Origin of the sequence: Streptomyces sp. CA-106110 (genome assembly GCF_050936285.1) — a bacterium.
Taxonomy (GTDB): Bacteria; Actinomycetota; Actinomycetes; order Streptomycetales; family Streptomycetaceae; genus Streptomyces.
On sequence record NZ_JBNJNB010000001.1, the window covers coordinates 11,540,940 to 11,566,063 of the forward strand.

A 25,124-nucleotide genomic window follows, 5' to 3' on the forward strand; every position below is an offset into this window, starting at 1 on the left:
TGCTCATCGATGCGTGCGGGAATCAGGGGCAGCTGCATGCTCCGGCCGGGCCCGTCGGGGGAGGTCAGCTTGCCGACTTGGCGGGGCCGAGCCCGAACGCGGAGCGGTGCTCGTTGATGAACTCCTCGACCGTCACCAGCGGCTGGCCGGTGATGCTCGGGGCCGCGTCGCTGACGCCTGCCAGCAGCCCCTCCTGCTGGTCGATGATGATCGCCTCGAAGTGCTTGAGCTTGGCGGTGTCGTTCAAAAGACCGATCGACTCAAGGAAGGTGCTCACGGTGATCTGCTCGAAGGGAAGGTCCTTGCCCAGTACCCGGCTCACCTCGGCCGCGAGCTCCTGGTGGCTGTACTCCACCGGGCCGGTGAGCCTGTAGGTCTGGCCGGCGTGCTTCTCGGGCGAGGCGAAGATCTTGGCGGCGGTCAGTGCGACGTCACGGCCGGCGATCGGAGCGACGCGGCTGTCCCCGTTGAAGGGCATCGCGTAGCGGCCACGGCGGATGAACCCGGAGATGTAGAGGAGCCACTGCGCGAAAACCGTGGGCCGCAGGTGGGTGGTCGGGACGCCGGACCAGTCGAAGACCTGCTCGGCCAGCCAGTGGTTCTGGGTGGTCTTGCTGCGCGCGATGGGACGCGACTGAAAATGCGACATGTTCACGATGAGATCGAGCTTCTGCTCCTTCGCTGTCTGCGCGAACATGACGGCGGCCTCCACCAGGCCGTCCGCTACCGGATAGTTGAAGTAGGCACGCTGGACCCCCTCCAGGGCCGCTCGCACGTCACGGAGGTTGAGGAGGTCACCGAAGACGACCTCGGCGCCCGCCTCGCGCAGCTCCTGTGCCCGTGCATCGTCCTTGCGGACCAGGGCGCGGACGCTGAAGCCGTCCTTGAGCAGGTAGTCGACCATCGGCCGGCCGGTGGCACCGTTGGCGGTGGTTATCAAAATCATTTCTTCACCTTGTGGAGTTGCGGACAGGAGGGCGCGGCGTCCGCGCTGCCCCGGGCTGTTGGCCGGGGCGGGTCAGCTGTTGGCGCCGTTCAGGAGGTCGGCGTGGCGCGGCCGACCACTCAGAGTGATCACGGCCTGCGGTCACGCCCGATATGAGCAAATACTCGCATTTGGAGCATCAAGCGAGGTGGGCGAAGCCGGTGCCTATTCCTCCCCGGCCCCCGTGGTCGGGGCGACGACCTCGATCAGTCCGGTCTCGACGTCGTAGACAAGCCCTGTCACGAGGCCTGCGGGCATCCTGGTCTTGAGCACCTCCTTGAGGACCCCGACGTCGAGCCGGACGGCGGCGACCGGGTCCATGACGGCTTTCCCGTCCACCGCCTCGACGGGGATGTCGAAGTCGTTCGCGAGCATTTCGGGGAACGCCGCGATGTCCCTGATGCCGCAATCGGTGTGCTGCATGACCACGATGTGCGTGCCTGCGGGGCGGTCGCCGGAGTGGGCCTCCCTGACCTTCGCGAGCATGAGCAGGGTGCGAAACACGGCCGGGTTGACGCGTCTGCCCACGTTGCGGATCACCGTGACCTCGCCGAGGTCGAGCCCGAGCACGTGGCTCGGGTCGACACGGGAGTCGACGCACCCGATGACCATCAGGTTGCCGCTGCCCAGGATGTGCAGGCCCTCATGCGCGCCACGGGCGGCGAACGCGGCGTTCCGGCTGACAAGATCCTCTGTATTGATCATTTTGTTTCCTCAACGGTGCTGCGGGGATCAAGCGCATAGGAGCATATGCTCCTATTTCGTGGAGTGCAAGCACTGCGAAGCCGGAGCCATGCCGCTCTCGTGCCAGAACAGACGGGGACTCACGGGGAATCGGGGTCTGCAGAGGTGAGTCAGGCGGACTCTGCCCACGGTACGGAATCCGCAGGTCATGCGCGTGATCGCCCAACCTCGCTCCTAAAGCGGGTGTCGGCGGCAGTCCGTCGTGCCTCAACGTGCACAGCGTGCCGGCAGTTAACTCGGCCATCAAGACGCCGTCTTGATTGGAGCCCTCATGGGCCGTTGGGCCGCTCTAGGCTTCGGTGCATGAAGATCGCTGTGCGGTCGGCTGCCGAGCCGGACCTGTCATCGCTGCTAGCTCTTTACGGCGAGTTGAATCCCGAAGATGCGCCGCTGCCCCAGGGGTCGGCCGAAGCAATATGGGCGGCCGTGTCCGGGCAGCAGGGACGGACCGTCCTGGTGGCCGAGGCCGCTGGTGTCGTGGTCGGAACTGCGGACTGCATAGTCCTGCCGAACCTTACCCGTGGCGGCCGGGCCATTCTGTTCGTGGAGAACGTGGTCGTTGCCAGCTCCTTTCAGCGACGTGGCGTCGGACGCCAGCTGATGGAGGCGGCTGTCGGGCTGGGTGAATCGGCTGACTGCTACAAGGTGCAGTTGCTGGCGGCCGACGACGAGTACGTCCACACCTTCTACGAGTCGTGCGGCTTCAAAGCCCTGGCTCAGGGCTTCCGGCGCTACATCGAACAGGATCGGCCCGCCCGCACAGTGGCATGACAGGAGGTCTTTCGTTGTATCGGCATGGAGATAGTCGAAGGTCTCGTGCCTGATCGCCTATGGCGTCTGTTCCAGACCGGGTGCTGCCGACGGGGAAGGGCAACCCGGGCAACATGGTGGAGCAGGCTCAGGCGGCCTGGGTCGGCGTCATCCGGGTGTGGCCGGACAGGACGACGCGAGGCTGACCTGCGTAAGGCAGGGGCCCGGGGTCGCCTGGCGACACCGGGAAACGCTGAGCGTGCGAGACTGGCGCAGCTCCTGCGTGATCAAGGTCATGCTGCGCCCGGCAAGTGTGACCGAACGCGGGACGCGGCGGGTCTAGGTCGTCACGATCAACCGTGCCCGCTGCGTGCCCGAAGAGGCGGGGAACCACGGGGAGCGGCGGATAATCGCAGGGGTCAGAAAAGAGACCGGCCCCTGACCAAACTTGCTGGTCAGGGGCCGGTACTCCCGAGTGTGGCGGCGCCAGGATTCGAACCTGGGAAGGCTGAGCCGGCAGATTTACAGACTCCGGCGAACGATCACGAACGTAGAGCCATCTGTACAGGTCATCCGCCTTGAGCTCACAGAAGCTGATCGGAAAATTGAGCTTCGGGAGGGCAGGCGGCAGCATCCGGGCCGCTTGCGGACCGGATGTCGGGGTGGGTGAGTCAGGTGGATGCGGCTTCGAGGGTGACCTGGTGGCCGAGGGCCTGGAGTTGGCGCACGAGATCGCGGGTCTTGCGGGTAGGGTTGAGATGGCGCTGGTGCCAGTCTGCGCCGAGCTCCTGGTAGGAGGCGTCCGGGTCGTTGATCAAGTGCCAGGTGATAACGAGTATCGAGCGGGCCACGGCGACCAGGGCTTTCGCGTGTCCGCGGCGTTTGACGATGCGCCGGTAGCGGGCGCCGAGGAAGGTGTCGGTGCGGGCGGCGGCGTTGGCGGCCTCGCCCAACGCCCCCTTCAGCCAGGGGTTGCCCTGCCCGGCCGGGCCGGTGGTGCTCTTCGCCCCGGACTGGATCGTCCGGGGGCACAGCTTCGCCCATGAGACGAGGTGTTCAGGGGTGGGGAAGCGGCTCATGTCCGCACCGATCTCGGCGAGGATGATCTGCGCGGTCGCCGGCCCGATCCCAGGGACCGCGTCCAGCTTCTCGGCCAAGTTGCGGGCGTTCACGCCACCGGTGGACGGTCCCTCTCCCGAGCCGTCGTACGCAGTGGTGATCTCCTCCAGCGTGCAGGCGATGAGTCGGTCGAGTTCCTGGATCTGGTCGGTGAGGTGGTCGACGGTGCCCAGCAGCACCCTTAGCAGCCGTGCGTGATGGTCCTCGAACTGCCCGGTCAGAGCCTCAACCAGGGCCGCCTTCTTCTTGACCAGGTTGCCCTTCGCGAGGTCGGCCAGGGCGCGGGGGTTGCGTTCGCCGCCGACCAGGGCGTCGCGCATGGCCCGTCCCGACATGCCGAAAAGGTCCGAGACAACGCCGGACAGTTTGATCTGCGCGTCTTGGAGGGCCTTGTCCACCCGGTGCTTGTGGCGAGTGCGCTCCTGGACGAACACGGTGCGGGTGCGGGTGAAATCCCGCAGCTGGCGGACCGGCTTGGGCGGGACGAACGAGGCACGGACCATGCCGCGTTCGGCGAGCTTGGCCAGCCAGACCGCGTCCAGCTTGTCAGTCTTCGGACGCCCAGGGACGTTCTTCACATCGCGCGCATTGACCAGCCAGCAGTCCAGTCCGCGGGCCTCCAATAGGTAGAAGAACGGACGCCAGTACGAACCCGTCGCTTCCATGACGACCCGCTCGACGCCCTGGCAGATCAGGCGGTCGCCGAGCTCCAGGATCGTGTTCGTGGTCGAGGCGACCGTCCAGACCCGCTGGACGCGCCGACCCTCGATGGTGTCGTGCGGGACGCGCAGGCAGACCATCCCTGACGCCTTCGCGATGTCGATCGCCGCGACCCGCCCGACCGTTCCGTCGTCGTGGTCTTCTCTCAACTCCTCCACCATGTACCCCCTGATGTGATGGCCGGGCGGCGCTGCCCGGGGAGCCTTGAGGGGTAACGGAGAAGCTGATCGGCGTGCTCAAGGCGACAGTGTGCGGCCCCTCGGACGGCTCCCTCACCAGACTCCTATGCGGGCTCACAGCCCAAACATCAAGCGGCGTCGGCGGACAGCCCCTGGACCGATTTTCACGTCCGCGAGGCGTCATCCGCAGGTGAACGGCTGACTCCTATAGATCGTCAAGTGGCCTGTAGGTGGTGTAGCTGTGGGGTATTCATGCTGGTCAGATGTTTGTAGACCTCTCGCGCGATGAAGCGCTTGAGGCAGCGGAAGATGTCCTTCTTGGACATGCCTTCGGCAGTGCGTCGCGCGACGTAGAGCCGGGTGCGGGGGTCGTAGCGCATGCGCACGAGGGCGATCGTGTGGAGGGCATGGTTGGCCTGGCGGTCGCCGCCGCGGTTGAGGCGATGACGGTTGGTCCGGCCGGAACGGGCGGGGATGGGGGCCGCCCCGCACAGGTGGGCGAAGGAAGCTTCCGATTTCAGCCGGTCGGGATTGTCGCCTGCGGTGATCAGGAGTTGGGCGGCCGTCTCGGTACCCACACCGATCAAATCCACCAGCCCGGGAGCCGCTTGCGCGACCAGGGGGCCGAGCTCGGCGTCGGCCTCGGCTATCTCCTGGGTGAGGTGCTGGTAGCGGCGGGCCAGGCGCCGTAGTGCGGTGCGGACTGCGCAGGTCGGGTCGGCGAGGTCCGCGCCGGGGCGAGAGCGGGCTAGCTGCAATGCCGTGTAGATAGGCGGCTGGGCTGGGTGTCAAGGTCCTGGTGCGGTCAGGATGTCGATGCTGATGGTGGCCTTGTAGCTGGTCCGGTCGATGGTGCCTTTGGCGTTGTACTTGGAGATCGCGCGTTTGACGACGCGGGGCCGGGTGCGGATGCGTCGGTCGGGCATGAGGTCGGCCAGGACGTGGCGGCCGATGGCCCCGACGAGGTCGACGACCGTGTCGGCGATGACGCCCGCGGCCTGGATGACCAGGTCGCGGGCGGTGTTCAGGGCGGTGGTGAAGCTGGCCCGGTCGGGGTCGATGCCGGGCCGGGCGGCGGTGGCGTCGGCCATGGCCAGGCGCAGGGCCTGGTAGGTGACCAGCAGGGCGTAGAGCTCTTGGGAGACACCGTCCGGGGTGCGGGCGCGCAGGACACGGCCGCCCAGGGTGGTGGACTTGATCTCCAGATACGCGGTCTCGATCTCCCAGCGCTGGTGGTACAGGGTGATCAGTTCGGCGGCGGGGTGGGTCCTGTGGTCGGTCAGTGTGGTGACGAGGCGGTAGAGGCCGGTGCTGCGTCCCGTGGCCGTGGTGATGGTGATCTCGCAGTCGATGACCCGCACGGGGACGGCGCCGATTGCCGAAAGGTAGGAGCCGTCACCGCAGCGGCCCAGGACGGGCAGCCGACGGCCGTTCTTCACACGGGTCAGCACGTGCGCGCCGGTTCTGGCCATGGCGGTCACCAGCGCTTGGGCGGCGAAGTTCCGGTCCAGCAGCACGATCATGCCCTTGCGCAGGCTGCGGAGCAGGCGCGGCGCGTACGTCGTCTCGCCGTCAGTGGTTGGTCCGAACACCGCGTCGATGACCGTGCGGGTGCCGCAGGACACCAGCACCAGGAGTCGCAACGCTGGATATCCCGCACCACCGTTGTTGCAGCGGTGTTTGGTGTATTCGGTCAGATTCGCCGGGCTGTCGGGCACCGCCATGGTGGTGCCGTCGATCGCGCAGACCAGCAGCCCGCGCCACCACACGCCGGTGGTGGCGATGCCGGCGGCCGGTCCACGCAGCAGGTCGAACAGCCATCGCAGCGGCTCGGCCCCCACCCGCCTGCGGGCCTGTGCCAGCGCACCACCGGTCGGGTCCGCGACCGTCAGCCCTTCCAGTCCCGCCGTCAACCGCTGCCACACCTGCCGCCAGCCCAGCCCGGGGAACAGACACCCTGCCAGCAGCAGATACACCACCACCCGGGACGGCAGGTCCCGCACCCGCTCCTGCACCCTGCCCGTCTGCGTCAACGCCTCGTCGACCATCTCGAACGAGATGATCCGGGTCAACTCGCCCAGATGGCCGGGCGCGAACGCCCCGGCGGCAACAACAACTTCACGAGAAATGACAGACTGGGTACCCAACGGAGCTCCCGCCGAACAGTGATCTTGGTCGACACGGTTCTAGCAGGAGCTCCGTCCCGTTTCAGGCCACTTGGCACACAGGCCCCACGCGCTATCTACACGGGATTGGGGCTAGGAACGTGTCTCTGTAACCGGCGACCCGCGCGCGGTCCGTGATCATTCGTACGGGATGATTTTGGTATGCGTGGTGGGGATGGGCTGTTCGAGGTCGAGCCGGTGGAGAACAAGCGGCCGCAGGCCCGCCCGGCAGCGGTGGACAAGACGTTTCGGGCGTTCGACCCGCACCAGGTCCTGCTGCTGCCGCCGTCGCTGGACGAGTGGCTGCCCGAGGACCACCTGGCCCGGTTCGTCGCCGAGCTGGTCGACGAGGTCCTCGATCTTGGACCGGTGCTGGCGGACTACACCGAGAAGCGGGGCTACCCGCCCTACGACCCGCGGCTGATGGTGCGGCTGCTGATCTACGGCTACACCACCGGGGTCCGCTCCTCGCGGGCGATCGAGCGCCGTTGCGTCGATGACGTTGCGTTCCGGTTCCTGGCCGCTGATCAGGCCCCGGACTTCCGCTCGATCGCCCGGTTCCGCCGCCGCCACCTGGACGCGCTCGCGGGTCTGTTCACCCAGTCCCTGCACCTCGCCCAGAAGCTGGGAATGGTCAAGATGGGCCGCGTCGCGCTGGATGGCACCAAGCTGGAGGCCAGCGCATCCCAGCACAAGGCGATGAGCTACGGCCGCCTGGTCGACAAGGAAGAGCGGCTCGAGGCCGAGATCGCCGCTTTGGAGGCTCGGGCTGGGGACCTGCTCGCTGACGCGGAGGCCACCGACGAAGCCGAGGATGAGGTCTTCGGGCCCGACGGCAAGGATGTGGACCTGCCCGCTGAGCTGGACCGGCGCGAGAAGCGCCTGGCCAAGTTGCAGGCCGCCCGCGCGCAGATCGAGGCCGAAGCGGCTGAGAAGGCTCGCCGCCACGCGGAAGACAAAGAACGCCGCCGCCAGGAGCGCGCCGGCAGTAGCGACGAGCAGGCCGTCACCGACGCGGGACAGAAGGCTGCCGCCACAGCCCGGCCCAAGTCCAAGGCCCAGGCCAACTTCACCGACCCCGACTCGCGGATCATGAAGAACAGCGACGGCGCCTACATCCAGGCCTACAACGCCCAGGCCGTCGTGGACGATAAACATCAGGTCATCACCGCCGCCGACGTCACCTGCAACCCCTCGGACGCGCTGAACTACACCACGATGCTCGACCAGTGCGCAGCGAACACTGGCACGCATCCCAAGCAAGCGCTGGTCGACGCCGGATACTGCTCCGAGACCAACCTTGAGGCGGCGAAAGACCGCCAACTGGCCTGCGGCACCGACACCTTCATGGCCACCGGCCGACTCGCCCACGACGAACAGGTCCCACCCGCACCCCGCGGACGCATCCCCAAGGACGCCACGCTCAAAGAACGCATGGCCCGAAAGCTGCGGACCAAGCTCGGTAAAGCCGCCTACGCCCGCCGAAAAGTCATCGTCGAACCCGTCTTCGGTCAGATCATGACCTGCCAGAACGGCCGCCAACTCCACCTGCGCGGCGAAGACGGAGCCCGCGGCGAGTGGCGACTGCTGGCCGCCTGCCACAACCTCCGCAAGATCTTCCGACACGCCGGAACGGCAGGACTCGCTACCGTGACCGGCTGACCAGCCGGGCTCACCGGCCCGCCACGCCCACCGGGCCATGAAACTCAGCGGCACACGACCCACCCGAGCACCTCAGACCACCAACGGACGATCACAACCGATCCCGCCGATCACGACCACCGGGCCAGTAGCCGGTTACCGAGACACGCTCCTAGCTGCGCAATCAACTGGTAGTTGGGCAGGCTGCGCAGGCGTTCCCGGACCTCGGCGGGGGCGGAGACGATGAGCGTGCGGATCTGATTGATCGTCTGGGTGCGGGACTTGATGGCCGAGCGGCGGATCACCCGCAGGGACCGGATGGCCTCCACGATGCCATCGCGGGTCTTGGGCCGGCCGTGGGCGCGGCCGGACAGGACAGGGGTCGCGGCGGCGTAGGCATCGACGGGGTCGGACTTGCCGTTGACCCGCCGGGCCTTGCGGTCAGGGCGGTCGACGTCGACCACGGACACCTCGTTCGCCCGAAGGAACCGGGCGAGTTCGCAACCGTAGGCGCCGGTGCCTTCAACCCCGACGGCGAGCACGTCACCGTGCACGCGCACCCATTCCAGCAGGCGGCGGTAGCCGTCGGGGGTGGTGGGGAACGAAGCGGTGGCCAGGTGCCGACCAATGGTGTCAATCACCGCTGCCTGGTGGAAGTCGGTGTGGGTGTCCACGCCGCCGACCACCGCGATCTGATCTGCCATGCTGACTACTGCTGTCCTTCCGTGCGATGCGCGAGGGATCGCACGGGCCGGTCGGGCGTCAGGACAAGACTGTGATGGGACCTTTGGCCGGGCTCCTATGAGGTCACAGGCGCTCGACCGGCCGCGTGCATAGCGGCACCGCCCAGCCGGCCGACGATTCCTCGAAAGGACAGCCCAAAGCGTCAATCGTTCGGTGGGTCAGGCCGCCGAGCGGTGCCGTGATCAATCCTCACAGTCGTTCGTACAGTGGCGCGCTCCACCTTGACGCCCTGAACCACGCCCGCTCCACGGTGTGTGGGTCGACGGCAGACGGGATGGGAGCTGGGGAAAGTGGTGGGCTCGAGGCGCTTAGGCCACAGCCTTGACGGTGACGCGGGCTCGCAGTGCTTCGCGCACGCCTGGCCATTTCATCTGCGAGCAAGCTGCAGCCTGTCACAGATCGGAGTTCTATCCGGTCCAATACCCAAAAGGTGCAAATTTGGTCGGATTGATCTCGGCGGGACCCGGCCGAGGTCGTCCACGTCCTGCCGGGACGCATGCTGCTCCAGCCGTCCACCCCGCCGTGGTCCTGGTCGCCGCAGCCGCAGCCGACCTACGCGAGAACGACAGCCACCTAGGTGAGGAAGACAGCTCTATGACCAACACGGACAGGGTGACCCTTGGTAGCCGCTTGAATACGCGCGAGATGTCCGAGTCAGCGGTCGCCATGCTCGACGAGCGTGGGACGGTGGTCGCATGGACGCAGGCCGCCGAGCGGCTTCTCGGGTACTCCGCCGGGGACGTGGTGGGCCACTCTGCCGCACTCGTGCTGCAGCCTTTCGAGGAAACGCCGACGATATCGGCGTTCATCGAGCAGTGCGGTGCCCAGAATGACTGGTCGGGCATGATGACGGTGCGCCACCGCGACGGCCGCATGCTCGACTTCAACCATCGGATGTCGATGTTGCGGGGGCGGGACGGAGCATTCCGGTGGCTTGTGTCCGTCACGGACATCGGCAGGCTCTCCCGGGGAGCGATTAACGGATCGGTGCGGGAGTCGCTCCTCACCCACGCGCCGATCGGCATCGTCGTTCGTGACCCGCAGCTACGTTGCGTCTGGGTGAACGACACGACAGAGAGCCACGACGGCATCTCCCGCGACCGACGGCTCGGCCGTCGACTCACCGAGTCCCTGCCCGGCTCCGAGTCCGAAGCCCTGGAAGCGGTGATGCAGCAGGCGCTGCGGAACGGCACCACCGCGGTCCACGAGTACCGTGTGTGGCCGACGGAAGATCCGCGCCGGGAGCATGCATTCTCGGCCTCGTACTTCTGCCTCCAGGACGCGGACGGCACGACACTGGGGGTGTGCGTCATCAGCGTGGATGTCACCGGCAATCAGCGGACGCGCGAGCGCTTTGCCATCCTCAGCCAGGCCAGCACGCGTATCGGCAGCACCCTGGACGTCATGCGGACCGGGCAGGAACTGGCCGACCTTGCCGTGCCCCTGCTGGCCGACTTCGCCTACGTCGACCTGGCGGAGTCCATCCCCTTCGGCGAAGAGCCCTCGACCCCCATCGACATGAGCGGTCGCCCTCCCGTATTCCTCCGTGCCGGTCAGGCCTCGATCCACCCAGGAATCCCAGAATCAACCTTTGCGCCAGGGGAGACGGTTTCCGTCCCCCCAACATCGCCGCACGCCGGCGTCCTGCACACGGGAAGGTCCCACCTGGAACCGGTACTGGACACCTCCCCTGGGACATGGATCGACCACGACCCGGCACGGGCGCAAAAGATCCGTGAGAACGGGATCCACTCCCTGATGATCGTGCCCATCATTGCGCGGCGCGCCGTCCTGGGTGTCGCGCTGTTCGTCCGCACCGAGGACCCCGTTCCCTTTCACGAGGATGACCTGCTGCTCGCCGAGGAGATCGTCACCCGGGCCGCACTGACCTTGGACAACGCCCGCCAGTACACGCGCGAACACACCGCGGCCCTCGCGCTCCAACGCAACCTGCTGCCCCACCGTTTGATGGGCGGCGCGGCGGTCGAGGCGGCCTGGCGTTACCTGCCGGCCGACACGGAAGCCGGCGTCGGAGGCGACTGGTTCGATGTGATCCCGCTGTCCGGCGCCCGGGTGGGCCTCGTCGTCGGTGATGTCGTCGGACACGGCATCAACGCCGCCGCGACCATGGGCAGGCTCCGCACCGCCGTACGCACGCTCGCCGACCTGGAGCTGCCCCCCGACGAACTGCTGGCCCGTCTCGACGACACGTTCCAGCGACTCGCCGAGGAAGACGCCAACGCCGCGGACCAGACCCCCACGGTGGTGGGCGCCACCTGTCTGTACGCCGTCTACGACCCGGTCACCCGGAAGTGCACCATGGCACGGGCCGGGCACCCTCCGCCCGCGATCGTCGACCCGCAGGGCCAGGTCACCTTCCCCGACCTGCCCACCGGAAGCCCCCTCGGCCTCGGGCTGGGCGTCCCGTTCGAGGCCGTGGAGCTGGCACTGCCCGAGGACACTCTCCTCGCCCTCTACACCGACGGCCTCATCGAAACCCGCGACCACGACATCGACGTGGGAATGCGCCGCCTGGCCACCGCCCTGGCCCAACCGAGTCGTTCCCTGGAAGACCTGTGCACCCGAGCGACCGAGGCCCGCCCGCGTCAGGCACCATCCGACGACATCACCCTCCTTCTGGTGCGAACCCGCTCCCTCAGCCCCGCCCAGGTCGCCTCCTGGACGCTGCCGAACGACCAAACCGCTGCCCGCAGCGCCCGGCACATGGCAGCCCGCCAGCTCACCGAATGGGGCCTGGAAGGTCCCCAGGACCCCACACAACGGATCGTCAGTGAACTGGTCACCAACGCCGTCCACCACAGCACCGGCCCGATCGGACTGCGTCTGATCCACCACCAAGCCCTGACCTGCGAAGTATTCGACACCGACGCCAACTCCCCGCGTCTGAGTCACGCACGCGCCATCGACGAAAACGGCCGCGGCCTTTCCCTGGTCACCCAGCTGTCCCGCAGATGGGGCACCCGCCCAGCATCGGGCGGCAAAGTCATCTGGGCCGAACAAGACCTGGACTCCGCACCCTCACACACACGGGCCTCCGGCACACCACCCCCGCGCAAGGAGTAACCGAGCCATCCCGCTCCGCCGCGAGCATCCGGCATGCAGGTCAAACACAGCAATGACAGGGCGGACGGGACGTGGTCTCAGTATTGGTCTCATTCATCGGTGGCCGGAGCCGTTCACGGGCGTACGTGCCTGCCGCCTGGAGTGCGGCGGTGAACGACCGCGAACAAAGCCGAACGGTGTCCTGACTAGGACGAACAGAACTCGAAAGCGAGTGCGTCACCCGCCTGGCCCGCAGTCCCGGTGGTGGGCCGGACTACCTGGCGACACCGGGAAACACGGAGCGCGTGAGACCGGCGCAGCTCCGGCGTGATCAAGGTCATGCTGCGCCCGACAAGTGTGACCGGACGCGGGACGCGGCAGGTCTAGGGCGCCACGATCAACCGTGCCCGCTGCGTGCCCGAAGAGGCGGGGAACCACGGGGAGCGGCGGATAATCGCAGGGGTCAGAAAAGAGACCGGCCTTTGACCAAACTTGCTGGTCAGGGGCCAGTACTCCCGAGTGTGGCGGCGCCAGGATTCGAACCTGGGAAGGCTGAGCCGGCAGATTTACAGCCTTCTGGCGCCCAGGTCGTTCGTACAGTGGCGCGCTCCACCTGGACGCCATGAACCACGCCCGCTCCACATGCGTGTGGGTCGACGGCGAACGGGATGGGAGCTGGGGATAGGTAGTGCGGGTACAGGTTGGATGCCGGGTGTACGCGAGTACGTTGGCAACCCCAAAGCTGACAGGAGGGCGAACCCGTGCAGATAGCCGGAGTCGACTTGTACGTCAACAACCCGATCATGGCTTTGGGGTCCCCGGACTGGATTCGCGATGACCTGGAGTTGGGGGGCGCTCCCGCTGCATCCTCCGACACTCACGTCATTGTCCGTGTACAAGCGCAGGCGGTTCTGATCAAGGTGCGGCTGTTTCGGGACTACGGTCAGGGTGTCGCCGCCGATCCATCATTTACCACGGTCTTCGATGGGTCGCTCTACTTGGCAGACCGGCGCTTCGTGATCGGTGACGTGTTGGGAGAGAGTCGATTCGTCAAGTACATCGGGGGACCGCAACGGTGGCGGGTGCGGGTGGCAGTTGATGATCCGAAGGGGTACGCGCGTGCTGCCGACGTGGTCCTTTGCGCCGAGGAGTAGAGGCGACTCCGCTGTCTAGACTGCGTGCGACGGCTGACATCAGCGGCTGACACCAACAAGCGCGAACAGCAGCGATCGGCGCCGGACCTCAGCGGACGATCGGCCGAGGCGTAGGACCGGTTGGTCGACGTCGACGGTCCCCGATGATTGACCTGATAAGGATGAGGCCCCAGGTCCAAGCCGCCGTGCCCTCGCGTCCCGATCAGGTGGCAGCCGTAGCGTTGTTCACTACAGTGCGGATCACTACCACGAGGGGGACCATGGCGGACTACGAAACTCACGCGAACAAAGCCCAGGAGATACTGGACGAACTCCACTCAAAGACCTTCCAGCGCTCTGAAGCACTCGCCATCGCCGCTGCCCAAGTCCACGCCATCCTCGCACTGGCTGCAGCCATCGACCGCCAGAGCCACAACGACGGGGGCGGGGCCAGGTGAGTGCCTAACTGCGTGACAACGGCCACGAACGACGCCGTACCAGCACGCGGAGCTGCCGTAGCGTGCGGTTTGTGAGGGCCAGCAGAGAGGGACTGATCATGCTGGCAGCGAATACACGGAGGTAGGCGTGCACGAGAGCGTACGTTCGCTGGTGAGTCGGATGCCGCCACACGAGGGTGCGGGGGACCAGATCGACTGGGACCAGGTACGGCAGGTATGGGGTACGGACTTCCCCTCGGATTTCACGGATTTCATGGCTGTCTATGGGACAGGTGCGATCAGTGACGTCCTGGAAATCTCACGCCCAAATGATGGTGCGCCCGGTGATGGCCCCTTCGATGCCTGGTTCACGCCTATGGAAGACTGGCTGGAAGAGGCGTCCGCACCATATCCCGCGTGGCCTAATCGCGGGAGTCTAATCTCTTGGGGATTGGACGAAAATCAGAACAGTTATTTCTGGTCTGCGCGTGGGGATGACCCGGATCGATGGCCTGTCGTGGTGTGGGAGTTCAACTCAGAAGGGCCGGAGGGCTTCGTCGAGTTCGACAACGGAATGGCCGAGGTGCTACTTAAAGCCTTCGGTGAAAACAAGCCGCGCCCTTTCAATGAGGGCTTCATAGCTGGCATTACCCGCCCGCGCTTCCTTCATCGACGGGAACAGGCGCGACTGCGGGCGCTTGGACTGGATCCCTGGTTGGATGAGGGATAATTCCCTGACGGACGACACAGGCAGGAGTCCTATGCACGGCCGCGTGAAGGACTCGACGGTGTTTCGCTCGGTGGTACGAGAGTACGCCAGACTGGCTTTTCTGTCCGGCAACCAGCTCCGCGTCGCTCGCACGAACCGCTCGACTTGGTCACGGACCCCCACTCATGAAGGCGAGTCTGAAAGGTTGCACCAGCTACTGCAAGACCACATGTAGCCGTGCCACTCTCGTGCCAGAACCCGCGGGGACTCACGGGGAATCGGAGCGCCTCCGAGGGAAGGCAGCCGAATCACGCCGAGGCTCGATAGCCACAGGTAGGGCGTTGATCACCCAACCTCACTCCTAAAGTGGTGGGTTCGCGACCTGGTTGCCGACGTTCGTGATCAGTGTTGAAGTGCCGCTTTGGCGGCCACGATGATCAGACCGAGCACGAGATTGACAGCGCCGGCGGACACCACGGTCGGTCGAGAGGCGCCGGCCCGTAGGACCGCTGCACTGGCCCACAGGACTTGCTGGCCCACAGCGACGCCGAGCGCCAGCCACGCACCGCCCCTGAGACTCAGGCTCAGCAGCGGGCTGATCGCGACAGCGACGGCTGGCAGAATCGCCGCCTGCGCGATCGGCCATTCCCTCGCGCAGACATGCCGGATCTCTCGCCACGTCACAGGCTCGTGCCGCGGGCGGTCGCCGACGAGGTGGGCGTAGGCGTGCGCGGCCCAGAACACCAATCCGGTGCAGAGCAAAAGCAGCACGAGATGGAGACGCGGAAATTGGCTTTGCGCACTGGCTCCAGTCACCACTGACGCGGCCAGGAGAGAGCCGTACACCGCGCCGGTGTAATCAGTACGGGCCGTTTCGGGCGGTTGCCGGGACGGGCGGTCATCATCGGTGGCGCGGCGGGTCACTCTTCCAGGATGACCGGAAAGGTCACTCGCTGAAGTCTGGGGACCCGCCACTCGGCCGAGTCGTCCCACGCAGTGCCGCTCTCGGCCCGCTGAGCAGGGCGAGGTCAGATCAGGTGACATCACCAGCTGACTGTGAGGATGGTGATGGCGCCGGACGACGACGGAGCCCGGCGCTCGGAGCCGGACTCGCAACGGCCTCAGAGCACGAGTCCGAGCAGCGCACGCGCGCCAGGGATCGAACTTGTAAAGCGGTGGTCACGTATCGAGGGCCGGACGGCAGTGACGGCAACGCTGACGGCAACGAGCGCGGACGACTACAACACCCGGCGGCCTGTCACGGAAGCCCTGCGGACCCGCTGGTCCAGCCTGCTGCGGTGTGCCCGCATTTTCTAAGCGCCTGGTCGGGTTGGGCGGTGAGTGTCTAACTGCGTGACAACGCCGACGCACAGCGGCGAACAACCGCAGACGTCTGCGGAGCGTCACAACAGGCGCTGGGCAAGCTGGCCTGTGCGCTCAACCCGTTGCTGCGGCGGCTGCATGACGAACTCGGCTTCGCCCTGGAACGCTGGGCGGACGAGGAGGCCGCTCACGCGGTGGCCAGCCGATCGCTTGCGGCCCGCTCTCTGGCCCGCGCCGCCCTCGCTGGCACCCGACGTGGCCGCGCCACCGCATTGGCGTACCTGGGTCACCAGGTCACTGCCCGGGTCCGCGCCTTGCAGGGCACCCGTCTGGAAAGCCGCCCCGGCGCCGCCATGCTTGCCGCGTCGCTGGTCACGGTGTCGGCCCTCGCCCTGGCCGACGCCACCTCGGCGCTCGGCCGGTTTCTGGAGATACTGCACCCGTGAATCGGCCCGCCCTGGCGACATCCTCATCAGCGCGACGGCCCGCGTGGCTGACCCGCAACGTCACAGTGCTGTGTGGGGTCTCCTTCCTCCAGGACGCCGCCAGCGAACTCCTCTACCCGATCCTGCCGATCTTCCTCACCACCGTGCTCGGCGCCCCGCCTGCCGTGGTCGGTGCCATCGAGGGCTTGGCCGAAGGGGCTGCGTCGGTCACCAAGGTCGCCGCCGGGAGACTGTCCGACCGTTTCGCCCGCCGTCCCCTTATCTGCGCCGGATACGGGCTGGCCGCGGTCGGCAAGCTGCTCATCGCGCTCGCCACTGTGTGGCCTGTGGCGCTGGTGGCGCGGGTGGTCGACCGGCTCGGCAAGGGCATGCGGGGCGCACCCCGTGATGCGCTCCTCGTCGACGGCGTTCCCCACGGGCAGCGCGGCAAGGTGTTCGGACTGCACCGGGCTGCCGACACCGCGGGTGCCGTGGTGGGCCCGCTGGCCGGCCTGGCGCTGTACGAGGCACTCGACCACCATCTGCGGCCGTTGTTCTGGGTCGCGGTGATCCCGGCCGTGGCCTCGGTCGCCCTGGTCGCAGCTGTCCGTGACCCGGGCCGGACGGGCAGCGCGTCGACGGCGACAGCCCGGACTCCGTGGCGGTCCCTGACCCGGCCGTACTGGCGTGTCCTCGCCGTGCTGCTCGTCTTCAACCTGGTCAACTTCCCCGACGCGCTGCTCCTGCTCCGCGCCCACGATCTGGGCCTGTCCACGGCCGGGGTCTTCGGAGCGTACGTGGTCTACAACCTCGCCTACGCCGCCCTGTCCTACCCCGCTGGAGCCATGTCGGACCGGTTGTCGCGCCCGCTCGTGTTCGCGGCCGGTCTGCTCTTCTTCGCCGTCGGCTACCTCGGCCTTGGCATCATTCACACGCCGTGGCTGGTCTTCGTGGTCCTGCCCCTGTACGGGGGATTCGCCTCCTGCACCGACGGTGTCGGCAAAGCCTGGATCTCCACCCTCGTCCCCGACCGCCAACAGGGCACAGCCCAGGGCCTCTACCAGGGCGCCACCGGCGCCGCTGTCCTCCTCGCCGGCCTGTGGGCCGGACTCGCCTGGGGCGCCGACGGGCACGTCCCGCTTCTGGTGTCGGGCTCCGCTGCACTCGCCCTGGCGGTCGCCTTGCCTGTTCTGGGCCGCTCCCGGCAGGCCACCCGATGACCGCGCCGACGAGCGTCAGGCTCCCCAGGTGACCCGCGTCCCGCCGCACCGGGATCGCGGTAGCGGGGGTCCTCGGAAGTTGTACGCCTTGTTTGTGACGTGGTCCCAGCTGCCGCGCGTGTGCATCCGCAGATCGGGCAGCGCATCACGATCGAGGAACCCCTCCTCCGCAAGGCGCTTGGCCATGCGGAATGCGTGGTCAAAGTCGAGGGCAATCTCGTCCGCCACGACACCGTGTTTCTCCAGCCACGTCGTCTGGTCCAGCGCAGGCGCCGCCACGACTGTCAGCGCCTCGATCAGAAGGCGCCGACGAAACGAAGAATCAGGAGTCTCCACAGCGAGATCATCCCACTCTTCCCCTGAGCAAGGGATCCACCTGTTCGACCGCCTCCAGCAGCCGACTTGACGCGCTAACCGCCTGAGGTGCCTATGCGGTCAGAGCACTAGTAGGGCTTGGTTAGGTTGGGATGGGCTTGGTGTGTCTGGGTGGGGGCAGCGGCGTCCGGCACAGCGGGCAGCGCCCGGCCCAGCAGGCCAGCAGGACCTGCAGTCCGGCCACGACCTGGTAGGTCGTCAGGCCGTGGCCGCCGCTTTCGGGGACAGTCGCTCCAGGGTGCAAAACGCCTGGGCGACCGAGGCCAGGGTGAGGTGCCGGTGGAAGCCGTTCCAGGTGCGGCCCTCGAAGTGACCCAGCCCCAAGGCGGTCTTCAGCTCGCGGTAGTCGTGCTCGACCCGCCAGCGGAGCTTCGCCGAGCGCACCAGGTGCCGCAGGGGGGTGTCCGCGGGCAGCGTGGAGAGCCAGTACTTGGTCGGCTCCTTCTCGCCGGCGGGCCACTCGGCCAGCAGCCAGCACACCGGCAGGTCCTCGCCGGGGTGCGCCCGGCGCAGCCGCACTCCGGCGGGGCGCACCCGCAGTGCGGCGAACCGCGAGCGCAACGGGCCCTTGGAGCCCTGCCGCCAGGTCACCCGGTGCAGGGCGCCGTGCCCGGCGTCCTGCACCAGCGTGCGCACCGAGGTGGGTGCCTGCCGGTAGCGGGGCACCGGGGGCCGGCCGGTGCCCGACCAGGCCGGAGCGGTACGCGTGGCGGTCTCGGGCAGCACCGCGGTGTCCGAACGCACCCCGACCACGTAGTCGATGCCGCGCTCTTCCAACGCCAGCCGGAAGGCACCGTCTTGACCGTAGCCCTCGTCGGCCACGATCAGCGGCGGGTCCAGCCCCCAGCACCGCAGCTCGTCGACCATGTCGACGGCCAGCTGCCACTTGGCGACATGCCAGACCTCGTCGGGGATGTGGGCCCGGCGGCGGCGCTTGGCCACCTGGTCGGCGTCCTCGGCGGGCGCGGCGGTCACGTCCCACTGCTCGGGCAGGAACAGCCGCCAGTTCACCGGACAGGAGGCCGCGTCGGTGACCAGGTGCACGCTCGGGGCGACCTGGCAGTTGGCGGTCTTGCCCAGCGCCCCGCAGTACTGCGCGGCCACGCCGGGCGAGGCGTGGCCGTCCTTGGGAAAGGACACATCGTCGATCACCCAGGCGGCCGGGCGGATGACCGGCTCCATGCGCCAGGCCAGCTCGGCCAGCACCATCTGATGGGACCACGGGGCGTCGGCCAGGAACTGCTGCAGGCCCTGCCGGTCCACCCCCAGCCGGGCCGCCATCGGCTCCATCGACTTGCGGCGGCCCGCACCGAGCAGCCCGCGCACATACCGCTCGCCCCACCGCCGCTGGTCGGACCGTCCCAACGGGGCGAACACCTCGGCCGCGAACGCCGCCAACCGGTCCTGGGCCTCCACGAGCTCCTGCGGAGTCATGGCCCTCACCTCCGCGAGGCCAACACGCCCTCCTTCCCCCAAGATAACCAAGCCCTACTAGCCCATTGCGTGACTCGGCGCTCTGCAGCGGCCCAGGATAAGGCCTATGGCCTGACGCCTGCCTCGGGCTTCTGCCTCCGCCCGCTGCGCAGCAGCCAGGTGGCGCCGCCGACGGCGAGGGCGACCGGCCAATCCAGAGCTCCCGCCACCGCCAGCGCTCCAAGTCCTCCGTAAAACGCCAGATCTTCGGCGGGCGGGGTGCCGGGCAGCCGTGCCGTCGCCGCTCGGGCCGCGCTCGTCATCTCCTCCTTGCTGAGATAAGGAATCGGCATCGAAGGATGCAGGGTGCGCATGTGCAGGTGCATACCGTGGCCGTTGCCCGCATGCGTCTCCTGTTGCGGGTACTCAGCTGCCTTGCCCATCACACTCCTCCTTCCGTCGAATGCGATGTGCCCTTTCATTGTCGCGCGCCTCTTGGGGCGTATGAGGTGGAAACGATTGCGCTGGAAACTCGGAAGGAAGCGGGAAGTCCGCGCATTCGCAGTGCGTGTGCCGGGCACAGGACCCGACGCGAAGTGACGCTGGCGGGATCCGGACCTGCTGGTTGAGAAGGATCAGAGCGGAGTCTTCCGAGATCCGTGTCGGATCGGGTGGGGGCCAGCCAGGGCGATACGGGCCAGGAAAGGCACTGCATGCGGTGACGCGGAATATCGGGTGCCCTGATGACAGATGTTGCCGAACAAGGACATCAAGGCGCCCTCGCGGGCGGCCTCGTCATGACCACACAACGTGGTGAGGTGTCCGGGGACGTCTTGCGCCCTTCCGTACGCGTGGCCCAGTTCGGCCCAATCCACCTCATCCAGGCCTTCCAGGAGGCCGCGTCCAATGTGTATCACCGACCGACTGTCGCACACTTCACTGACAGCGAGCCGGGCGAAAGCCCATGGCTGGCCGGCCTCTGCGAACATTTTCCGCCCCTCTCCTCCCCAAACCCGGAAAGTTCGCGGCGTCACCCTCAGTGACCGTCTGTCCACCCTACGCATCCCTTGATCCATCTACGCTCGCCCCCGGGCCGGTATCCCGCCGGTGCGCGAATCCGGTCGCGGTGGATCACTCTCCGTCGGCGCCGGGCTGGATCTCCACCATGAAGGCCGCGTCCCTGGGGCCGGCGCCTTCTTCGTCCGCCCACACGATCACGCGCACGTGCTGCTGGCCGATGCCGTTCACCTTCCACTCGGTGAGCAGGTCCGTGACGACGAGGGCGGCGACGTACCTGGCGTCCTGCCCCGGGGCGTCGGTGGTGACCACTCCCCGCGACCGGTGGGAGTGGGAGCCGTAGGGGTGCCAGCCCTGCGAGCCGTGCGGCTCCTCCACGCGGTACACCCAGACTCTCTCGGTGCCCATGGCACTGATCCTGCCACCGGGGGTGCTTGGCCACCCTCCTGGTCAACGCCTCGCGCTGCGCCCGCCGCGCCGGGGCAGGTCTGGCGGAGCAGGCCAGCCAGGCCCTGCTCGACCAAGGCCGAAACACCTTCGCCACCGGCCAGTTGCTGCGTATCGCCCTGGACGGCAGCGGCGCACACCTCGTAAACGTCGGCCACCTCTGGCCGCTGCGCCTGCGCGGCGGCGCCGTCGACGAAGTCCATCTGGAGATCAATCTGCCCTTCGGCGTCCCCGCACAAGGCACCTACCGCGTCCAGGACCTCGATCTGCGCGCGGGCGACCGCCTGGTCCTTTACACCGACGGCATGCAAGAACGCCAGGTAGAGACCCTGGACCTGCCCGGCCTGATCCGTGACACCGCCTCCGAGCATCCCCGCGAAGTCGTGCGCATCCTGACCGCTACGGTCATCGACGCCTGCAACGGGCACCTTCACGACGACGCCACCGTGCTGTGCCTGGACTGGCACGGCCCCCACAACGGGGGCGCCGCGCGTAGGCCGGAGCCGATGCCTGACCCGGACCACAGCCCCAGCCACACGTCATCACCCAGCCAACGGCAGCATCGGCCACCCTCGACCGATCCCCGGCCCCGGCCGATGCGCAGTGATCATCCTTGCCTCCCCTCCGATTAGCCTTTGGACCAACGGTCGCAGTGATCGGCGACTGCCGCAGCTTGAGCCTGCGCTGATGTTGATGCCTGCACTCGGGCCGTGTCGCTGGTGCCGCACGGTCTGATGCCCGAGCGTTGGGCGGATGGCAGGTCCCGCCAGCCGAGGGTGTGCGTCGGGTCCCACACCGGCCTTGGCTGCTGCTCTCCACGGACAGTTGGCCGGATGACACGTGCGTGGCTGCCATGGGAGGGGGAAACCGCACGGGACAACGACCGAACGCGACCCGAAAGAGGTGTGTGATGGGGCACGGTGGCAACGTCATCGACGAGCTCACCACGGACCATCGCGAAGTTGAGGAGTACTTCGGACGCTTGCGCGCGCTGCCGGTGGGCCACAAGGACCGCCGGACCGTCGTGGACGAAATCACCATCGAGCTCGTACGACACTCCGTCGCCGAGGAGATGTACCTCTATCCGGCGGTGCGTGAGCACCTCCCCGGCGGCGATGCCCTGGCCGACAAGGAAATCCAGGATCACGCCGAGGTGGAGCGTGTCCTGAAGGACCTGGAGAGCCGCGACGTCGACCATCCCGAGTTCGAGGTCCTCGTCCAGAAGCTAATCAACGACGTCACCGAGCACGTGATGGAGGAGGAACAGCAGCTGTTCCCCAGCCTCACGCAAGTCTGCACCCCAGAGCAGCTCGACAAGCTCGGGGCCCAAGTGCGCCGGGCCAAGGCGGTTGCGCCGACTCGCCCGCACCCCGGCGCCCCGGACACGCCGCCCGGGAACAAGCTCCTGGCACCCGGTGCCGGTCTGGTCGACCGCGTCCGCGACTTCGTCACCGGCCGTGGGAAGTCCTGACCTAAGCGGCTCGGGTCGCCGCTCACCTCCCCGAGCGGCGGCCCGTCGGTTGCTGGCACAGGCACGAGAAGCACGCCCTATCCGCTCCGACCGCGGTCTACAGGCCGCTGACATCGCAGAGGGACTCCTGCATGCACCTCGCTCAGAATCCCGTGGTCCGCGCTTGGCGGCGCTGTCGTCGCAGACGCGATCTCCCCGCGCGCGTCCGCTCCACCAGTACGGAGGACGCCAATCGAAGGTTCCTGCTCTATGGAGTGTTACCACTCTGAGTCGTCCCGGCTGCGGCTGATTGGTGGATGCACCGCCGTACCGGAATTCACGGCTACTTGCCCCTGCAGCCGGGTGCCGCTCTTCCCTGCGTGTGGGGTGCCTACCACTGTTGGATGTAGGCGGCTTCCTCCTCCCGCCCGCTGCGGAGCAGCCAGGTGGCTCGGCCGACGGCCAAGGCGACCGGCCAGTCCAAAGCGCCCGCTCCGGTTGGTGCTCCGAGGCCTCCGTAGTACGCGAGTGCTGAATCCGTCCATCACTGTACGCACCCGGCTGCCACCGCTTCCGCAAGTCAGCCGTCCTGCGCCAGCAGCAGAGCACGGCATTCCTCCACGTCGTAATCGGCCGCCGGGTACTGGGGGTCCAGCTCGCGCAGGTATTCCAGTAGGAGCCTGCTGATGGCCCAGTTGCGGTACCACTTGTGGTCGGCCGGGACCAAATACCAGGGCGCGGCCAGGGTCGCGCAGCGGGTCAGGGCCGTCTCGTACGCCCGCTGGTAGGCCGGCCATGGGGCCCGTTCGTCGATGTCGCCGGGGTTGAACTTCCACCGCTTGTGCGGTGTGTCGAGGCGTTTCAGCAGTCGGCGCAGCTGTTCGTCGTACGAGATGTGCAGGAAGCACTTGATGATCGTCAGCCCGTCGTCCGTCAGGGACGTCTCGAATCCGTTGATCCGGTCGTAGCGGCTCTCGAGCTCGCCGATCGGGGCCAGGGAGCGGACCTTGGCGATCAGGACGTCCTCGTAGTGTGAGCGGTCGAAGATGCCTATCTCGCCGGGACGCGGGAGTGCCTTTGCTACCCGCCAGAGGAAGTCGTGCTGCCGCTCCTCGAAGGTGGGGGCCTTGAAGGCGTGGACGGAGCAGCCCGCCGGGTTGAACAGACCGATGACGTGCTTGACCGTGCCGCCCTTGCCGCTGGTGTCCATGCCCTGCAGCACCAGCAGTATCCGTCGGCGGTCCCCGGTGGTCGCCGCCGCCCACAGGCGTTCCTGCAGGCCGGCCAGCTCCTTGCCCATCCGGGCGGTGGCCGCGAGCCCGGCGGCCTTGTTGTCGGGGCCGCCGGGGGGCGCGCCGGTGTCGTACGCGGACAGGTCGACCGGCTCGCCGACGGGGAGGCGGAGCAGGTCACGTAGCGCCTCCTCGTCGCGCTTCCTCGCCATGGCACACCTCCTCCTCGCGTCGGTTCCCCCGATGGTGCGCCGGGGCGACGGACCGCGCTACCCGTCCAGACACCGGTGCTCCGGCGGGCGACGATGGCGCCTGTGCGGACGTCCGGGTGCTGGGTCAACCAGCGGATCGTCCGCTCTTCCTGCTGTCCGGCCTCGTCGAGCAGGCGGAGCCAGCCGAGCTGCGGCTCGATCGACTCGACCCACCACTCGACCCCGTTCAGAAGCAGGCAGGCGCCGATGGCGATATCGCGAAGCCCCCAGCCTCGGGCGGTCACGAGTGCCGCGTGGTGAGGAACCGAGTCAGACGGGCGAACCATCCCTCATGGTGGTGCCCAGATCCGTGGCCAGCTGTCGGCGCCAGAGCAGATGTGTCGCGTGCGCGCGGGCGAGCACCGGGAGCCGCGTCGTCTCGACCAGGTCCCCGAACGTGAGGGTCCCTGCCTCCTCGATGGCGGCCAGCAGTTCGCCTTGGAGCCGCACGGGGTCCTGCAACGGAAGACACTGGGACGACAAGAAGTCCAGGGCACTGTGAACATGCGGGCGCCACCCGGCCTCGTCGCACGCTCTGCCCGGCTTGCCACTGGTTCGATTCTGTAATGATGTTCAGGCGTCCCGGGTGTTGTGAGCCCGGGCTATGCCGTTGCCTGCTGGGCGAACGACTCCAAAAGCCCTGACCAGCCTCCTGGTGAGTCGAACGCGGCGCGGGTCTGGTCCTGGGCCTCGCCGAAGCGGTCCAGGTCACGGTGTTCGAGTTCCACGCGGGTACGGCCGGGCCCCTCGGGGATGAAGCGGATCTCTACCTCGGTCACCAACTGCGGGTCGAACTTCCAGGTGGCGTCGATCTGCCAGGCCAACACCAGACGCGTGGGCGGCTCCCAGGCCAGCACGCGGCCCCACTCGCACTCACTGCCGTCGGTGTCGATCTCGTACCAGCGGCCGCCTTCTTTGCCTTCGAGTACCGCCTGCTTCAGGTCACCTTCTCCGATCTTGTGGTTACGCGGCCACCAGCCGTCGAAGTCCTGAGTGAAGACGGTGAATGCCTTCGCGATCGGCGCTTCGACGGTCACGCTCTTACGGACGGATGCATCAGTCATCTGCTTGTTTTCCTTCGCTTTCGGCGGCCGCGGCGAAGGCGGCCAGTGCCTGGTCCCAGAACCGATTCAGCCAGGCGCGCAGGGCGTCCAGCCCGGCCGGGTTGAGTTGGTAGAGGCGCTGTGTACCGACGGCTCGGTCCACTACCAGCTCGGCCTCCTTGAGCACCTTCAGGTGCTGGGAGACCGCAGGGCGACTCACCGGCAGGCCCTCTGCCAGCTGGCTCACCGCTTTGGGTCCATCGGCGAGTCGCTCGAAGATGGCCCGGCGGGTTGGGTCGGCCAGTGCTGACAAGGCATCTTCGTAAGTCACCACTTACGTAAGTTATGGCTTACGGAGTCGCGAGTCAAGCAATCAGCCCGCGCAAGCCCATCGCCACCGTGCTGCTTGCGGCCACGCCCGCGCATTTGACGAAGGCGGGCGGGACTTGTTCATCACACCCGCCCCGCCCATGACTGGGGCTATCGCTAGACTTCCGACGGCAAGATCATCTGGACTGAGTAGCGTCTGTAGCGGATCC

At 67.5% G+C, this 25,124-nt stretch carries 24 protein-coding genes and 2 pseudogenes; 11 read left to right on the forward strand and 15 right to left on the reverse strand.

The window, feature by feature from the left end; translation table 11 throughout:
• Positions 1-64: 64 nt before the first annotated feature.
• Entirely contained in the window at positions 65-946 is an 882-nt protein-coding gene (locus ACQEXA_RS53355) for an NmrA family NAD(P)-binding protein (RefSeq protein WP_432921779.1), read from the reverse strand.
• Between the two features lie 204 nt (positions 947-1,150).
• On the reverse strand, positions 1,151-1,690 hold the full coding sequence (locus ACQEXA_RS53360) for a carbonic anhydrase (RefSeq protein ID WP_433133692.1): 540 nt from the start codon (positions 1,688-1,690) through the stop codon (positions 1,151-1,153).
• A gap of 342 nt (positions 1,691-2,032) precedes the next feature.
• On the opposite strand from ACQEXA_RS53360, the gene ACQEXA_RS53365 reads away from it, so the two are divergent.
• Together ACQEXA_RS53365 and ACQEXA_RS53370 are read left to right on the forward strand one after the other, a co-directional pair.
• Entirely contained in the window at positions 2,033-2,500 is a 468-nt protein-coding gene (locus ACQEXA_RS53365) for a GNAT family N-acetyltransferase (protein ID WP_432921773.1), read from the forward strand.
• Positions 2,501-2,559: 59 nt separating this feature from the next.
• Positions 2,560-2,685, forward strand: coding sequence for a hypothetical protein (locus ACQEXA_RS53370; protein WP_432921770.1), 126 nt, complete (start codon positions 2,560-2,562; stop codon positions 2,683-2,685).
• 465 nt (positions 2,686-3,150) lie between these two features.
• Here ACQEXA_RS53370 and ACQEXA_RS53375 read toward each other — a convergent pair whose 3' ends face one another.
• The 3 genes and pseudogenes from ACQEXA_RS53375 to ACQEXA_RS53385 all read right to left on the reverse strand — a co-directional run bounded on the left by ACQEXA_RS53375 (position 3,151) and on the right by ACQEXA_RS53385 (position 6,644).
• On the reverse strand, positions 3,151-4,467 hold the full coding sequence (locus ACQEXA_RS53375) for an IS110 family transposase (RefSeq protein ID WP_433133694.1): 1,317 nt from the start codon (positions 4,465-4,467) through the stop codon (positions 3,151-3,153).
• Between the two features lie 245 nt (positions 4,468-4,712).
• Positions 4,713-5,243, reverse strand: a pseudogene (locus ACQEXA_RS53380) (transposase); the annotation flags it as partial.
• 42 nt (positions 5,244-5,285) lie between these two features.
• Entirely contained in the window at positions 5,286-6,644 is a 1,359-nt protein-coding gene (locus ACQEXA_RS53385) for an IS4 family transposase (RefSeq protein WP_433133696.1), read from the reverse strand.
• A 252-nt stretch (positions 6,645-6,896) separates the two neighbouring features.
• Between ACQEXA_RS53385 and ACQEXA_RS53390 the strand changes: the two genes are divergently transcribed.
• A complete protein-coding gene (locus tag ACQEXA_RS53390) occupies positions 6,897-8,324 on the forward strand; it encodes an IS1182 family transposase (protein ID WP_432939902.1) in 1,428 nt (475 codons plus the stop codon).
• Between the two features lie 110 nt (positions 8,325-8,434).
• Here the strand turns inward: ACQEXA_RS53390 and ACQEXA_RS53395 are convergent, their stop codons facing one another.
• Positions 8,435-9,007, reverse strand: coding sequence for an IS110 family transposase (locus tag ACQEXA_RS53395; RefSeq protein WP_433133698.1), 573 nt, complete (start codon positions 9,005-9,007; stop codon positions 8,435-8,437).
• Between the two features lie 685 nt (positions 9,008-9,692).
• On the opposite strand from ACQEXA_RS53395, the gene ACQEXA_RS53400 reads away from it, so the two are divergent.
• From ACQEXA_RS53400 to ACQEXA_RS53415, 4 genes are all read left to right on the forward strand, one after another.
• Entirely contained in the window at positions 9,693-12,131 is a 2,439-nt protein-coding gene (locus ACQEXA_RS53400; RefSeq protein WP_432921758.1) for a SpoIIE family protein phosphatase, read from the forward strand.
• A gap of 761 nt (positions 12,132-12,892) precedes the next feature.
• Positions 12,893-13,264, forward strand: coding sequence for a hypothetical protein (locus ACQEXA_RS53405; RefSeq protein ID WP_433133700.1), 372 nt, complete (start codon positions 12,893-12,895; stop codon positions 13,262-13,264).
• Positions 13,265-13,524: 260 nt separating this feature from the next.
• Entirely contained in the window at positions 13,525-13,701 is a 177-nt protein-coding gene (locus tag ACQEXA_RS53410; protein WP_432921752.1) for a hypothetical protein, read from the forward strand.
• A 127-nt stretch (positions 13,702-13,828) separates the two neighbouring features.
• Positions 13,829-14,410 (forward strand): hypothetical protein, encoded by a 582-nt coding sequence (locus ACQEXA_RS53415; RefSeq protein ID WP_432921750.1) that lies wholly within the window; start codon positions 13,829-13,831, stop codon positions 14,408-14,410.
• A gap of 381 nt (positions 14,411-14,791) precedes the next feature.
• Here the strand turns inward: ACQEXA_RS53415 and ACQEXA_RS53420 are convergent, their stop codons facing one another.
• The gene (locus ACQEXA_RS53420; RefSeq protein WP_432921748.1) at positions 14,792-15,313 is read right to left on the reverse strand and encodes a hypothetical protein; all 522 of its coding nucleotides are present in this window, start codon (positions 15,311-15,313) and stop codon (positions 14,792-14,794) included.
• A 521-nt stretch (positions 15,314-15,834) separates the two neighbouring features.
• On the opposite strand from ACQEXA_RS53420, the gene ACQEXA_RS53425 reads away from it, so the two are divergent.
• Both ACQEXA_RS53425 and ACQEXA_RS53430 read left to right on the forward strand, forming a co-directional pair.
• Positions 15,835-16,158, forward strand: coding sequence for a hypothetical protein (locus ACQEXA_RS53425; RefSeq protein ID WP_432921746.1), 324 nt, complete (start codon positions 15,835-15,837; stop codon positions 16,156-16,158).
• Positions 16,155-17,357, forward strand: a complete 1,203-nt coding sequence (locus ACQEXA_RS53430; protein ID WP_433133702.1) for an MFS transporter — start codon at positions 16,155-16,157, stop codon at positions 17,355-17,357. Before ACQEXA_RS53425 ends, ACQEXA_RS53430 begins: the two co-directional genes overlap by 4 nt.
• Before the next feature lie 15 nt (positions 17,358-17,372).
• On the opposite strand, the gene ACQEXA_RS53435 is transcribed toward ACQEXA_RS53430, so the two are convergent.
• From ACQEXA_RS53435 to ACQEXA_RS53450, 4 genes are all read right to left on the reverse strand, one after another.
• Positions 17,373-17,636: a hypothetical protein gene (locus ACQEXA_RS53435; RefSeq protein ID WP_433133704.1), complete on the reverse strand. Its 264-nt coding sequence runs from the start codon at positions 17,634-17,636 to the stop codon at positions 17,373-17,375.
• A 294-nt stretch (positions 17,637-17,930) separates the two neighbouring features.
• Positions 17,931-19,166: an IS701 family transposase gene (locus ACQEXA_RS53440; protein WP_432937488.1), complete on the reverse strand. Its 1,236-nt coding sequence runs from the start codon at positions 19,164-19,166 to the stop codon at positions 17,931-17,933.
• A 104-nt stretch (positions 19,167-19,270) separates the two neighbouring features.
• Positions 19,271-19,588: a hypothetical protein gene (locus ACQEXA_RS53445; RefSeq protein WP_432921738.1), complete on the reverse strand. Its 318-nt coding sequence runs from the start codon at positions 19,586-19,588 to the stop codon at positions 19,271-19,273.
• 688 nt (positions 19,589-20,276) lie between these two features.
• Positions 20,277-20,570, reverse strand: coding sequence for a hypothetical protein (locus ACQEXA_RS53450; protein WP_432921736.1), 294 nt, complete (start codon positions 20,568-20,570; stop codon positions 20,277-20,279).
• A 26-nt stretch (positions 20,571-20,596) separates the two neighbouring features.
• Here ACQEXA_RS53450 and ACQEXA_RS53455 point away from each other — a divergent pair.
• Together ACQEXA_RS53455 and ACQEXA_RS53460 are read left to right on the forward strand one after the other, a co-directional pair.
• Positions 20,597-21,097 (forward strand): annotated as a pseudogene (locus ACQEXA_RS53455) (PP2C family protein-serine/threonine phosphatase); the annotation flags it as partial.
• Between the two features lie 422 nt (positions 21,098-21,519).
• A complete protein-coding gene (locus tag ACQEXA_RS53460; RefSeq protein WP_432921733.1) occupies positions 21,520-22,080 on the forward strand; it encodes a hemerythrin domain-containing protein in 561 nt (186 codons plus the stop codon).
• A 559-nt stretch (positions 22,081-22,639) separates the two neighbouring features.
• On the opposite strand, the gene ACQEXA_RS53465 is transcribed toward ACQEXA_RS53460, so the two are convergent.
• The 4 genes from ACQEXA_RS53465 to ACQEXA_RS53480 form a co-directional block, all read right to left on the reverse strand.
• Positions 22,640-23,503: a PPK2 family polyphosphate kinase gene (locus tag ACQEXA_RS53465; RefSeq protein WP_433133706.1), complete on the reverse strand. Its 864-nt coding sequence runs from the start codon at positions 23,501-23,503 to the stop codon at positions 22,640-22,642.
• A gap of 309 nt (positions 23,504-23,812) precedes the next feature.
• Complete coding sequence (locus ACQEXA_RS53470) at positions 23,813-24,004, reverse strand: hypothetical protein (protein ID WP_432921727.1); 192 nt, start codon at positions 24,002-24,004, stop codon at positions 23,813-23,815.
• A gap of 140 nt (positions 24,005-24,144) precedes the next feature.
• A complete protein-coding gene (locus tag ACQEXA_RS53475) occupies positions 24,145-24,606 on the reverse strand; it encodes an SRPBCC family protein (protein WP_433133708.1) in 462 nt (153 codons plus the stop codon).
• Positions 24,599-24,898 (reverse strand): ArsR/SmtB family transcription factor, encoded by a 300-nt coding sequence (locus tag ACQEXA_RS53480; protein ID WP_433133710.1) that lies wholly within the window; start codon positions 24,896-24,898, stop codon positions 24,599-24,601. The genes ACQEXA_RS53475 and ACQEXA_RS53480 overlap by 8 nt, the downstream gene beginning before the upstream one ends.
• Positions 24,899-25,124 lie beyond the last annotated feature (226 nt).

Bases quoted from the DNA above. Each gene is read 5' to 3' on its own strand.
- ACQEXA_RS53355 (WP_432921779.1), bottom strand. From the start codon at position 946: ATGATTTTGATAACCACCGCCAACGGTGCCACCGGCCGGCCGATGGTC.
- ACQEXA_RS53360 (WP_433133692.1), bottom strand. From the start codon at position 1,690: ATGATCAATACAGAGGATCTTGTCAGCCGGAACGCCGCGTTCGCCGCC.
- ACQEXA_RS53365 (WP_432921773.1), top strand. From the start codon at position 2,033: ATGAAGATCGCTGTGCGGTCGGCTGCCGAGCCGGACCTGTCATCGCTG.
- ACQEXA_RS53370 (WP_432921770.1), top strand. From the start codon at position 2,560: ATGGCGTCTGTTCCAGACCGGGTGCTGCCGACGGGGAAGGGCAACCCG.
- ACQEXA_RS53395 (WP_433133698.1), bottom strand. From the start codon at position 9,007: ATGGCAGATCAGATCGCGGTGGTCGGCGGCGTGGACACCCACACCGAC.
- ACQEXA_RS53400 (WP_432921758.1), top strand. From the start codon at position 9,693: ATGTCCGAGTCAGCGGTCGCCATGCTCGACGAGCGTGGGACGGTGGTC.
- ACQEXA_RS53410 (WP_432921752.1), top strand. From the start codon at position 13,525: ATGGCGGACTACGAAACTCACGCGAACAAAGCCCAGGAGATACTGGAC.
- ACQEXA_RS53440 (WP_432937488.1), bottom strand. From the start codon at position 19,166: ATGACTCCGCAGGAGCTCGTGGAGGCCCAGGACCGGTTGGCGGCGTTC.
- ACQEXA_RS53445 (WP_432921738.1), bottom strand. From the start codon at position 19,588: ATGGGCAAGGCAGCTGAGTACCCGCAACAGGAGACGCATGCGGGCAAC.
- ACQEXA_RS53450 (WP_432921736.1), bottom strand. From the start codon at position 20,570: ATGGGCACCGAGAGAGTCTGGGTGTACCGCGTGGAGGAGCCGCACGGC.
- ACQEXA_RS53460 (WP_432921733.1), top strand. From the start codon at position 21,520: ATGGGGCACGGTGGCAACGTCATCGACGAGCTCACCACGGACCATCGC.
- ACQEXA_RS53465 (WP_433133706.1), bottom strand. From the start codon at position 23,503: ATGGCGAGGAAGCGCGACGAGGAGGCGCTACGTGACCTGCTCCGCCTC.
- ACQEXA_RS53475 (WP_433133708.1), bottom strand. From the start codon at position 24,606: ATGACTGATGCATCCGTCCGTAAGAGCGTGACCGTCGAAGCGCCGATC.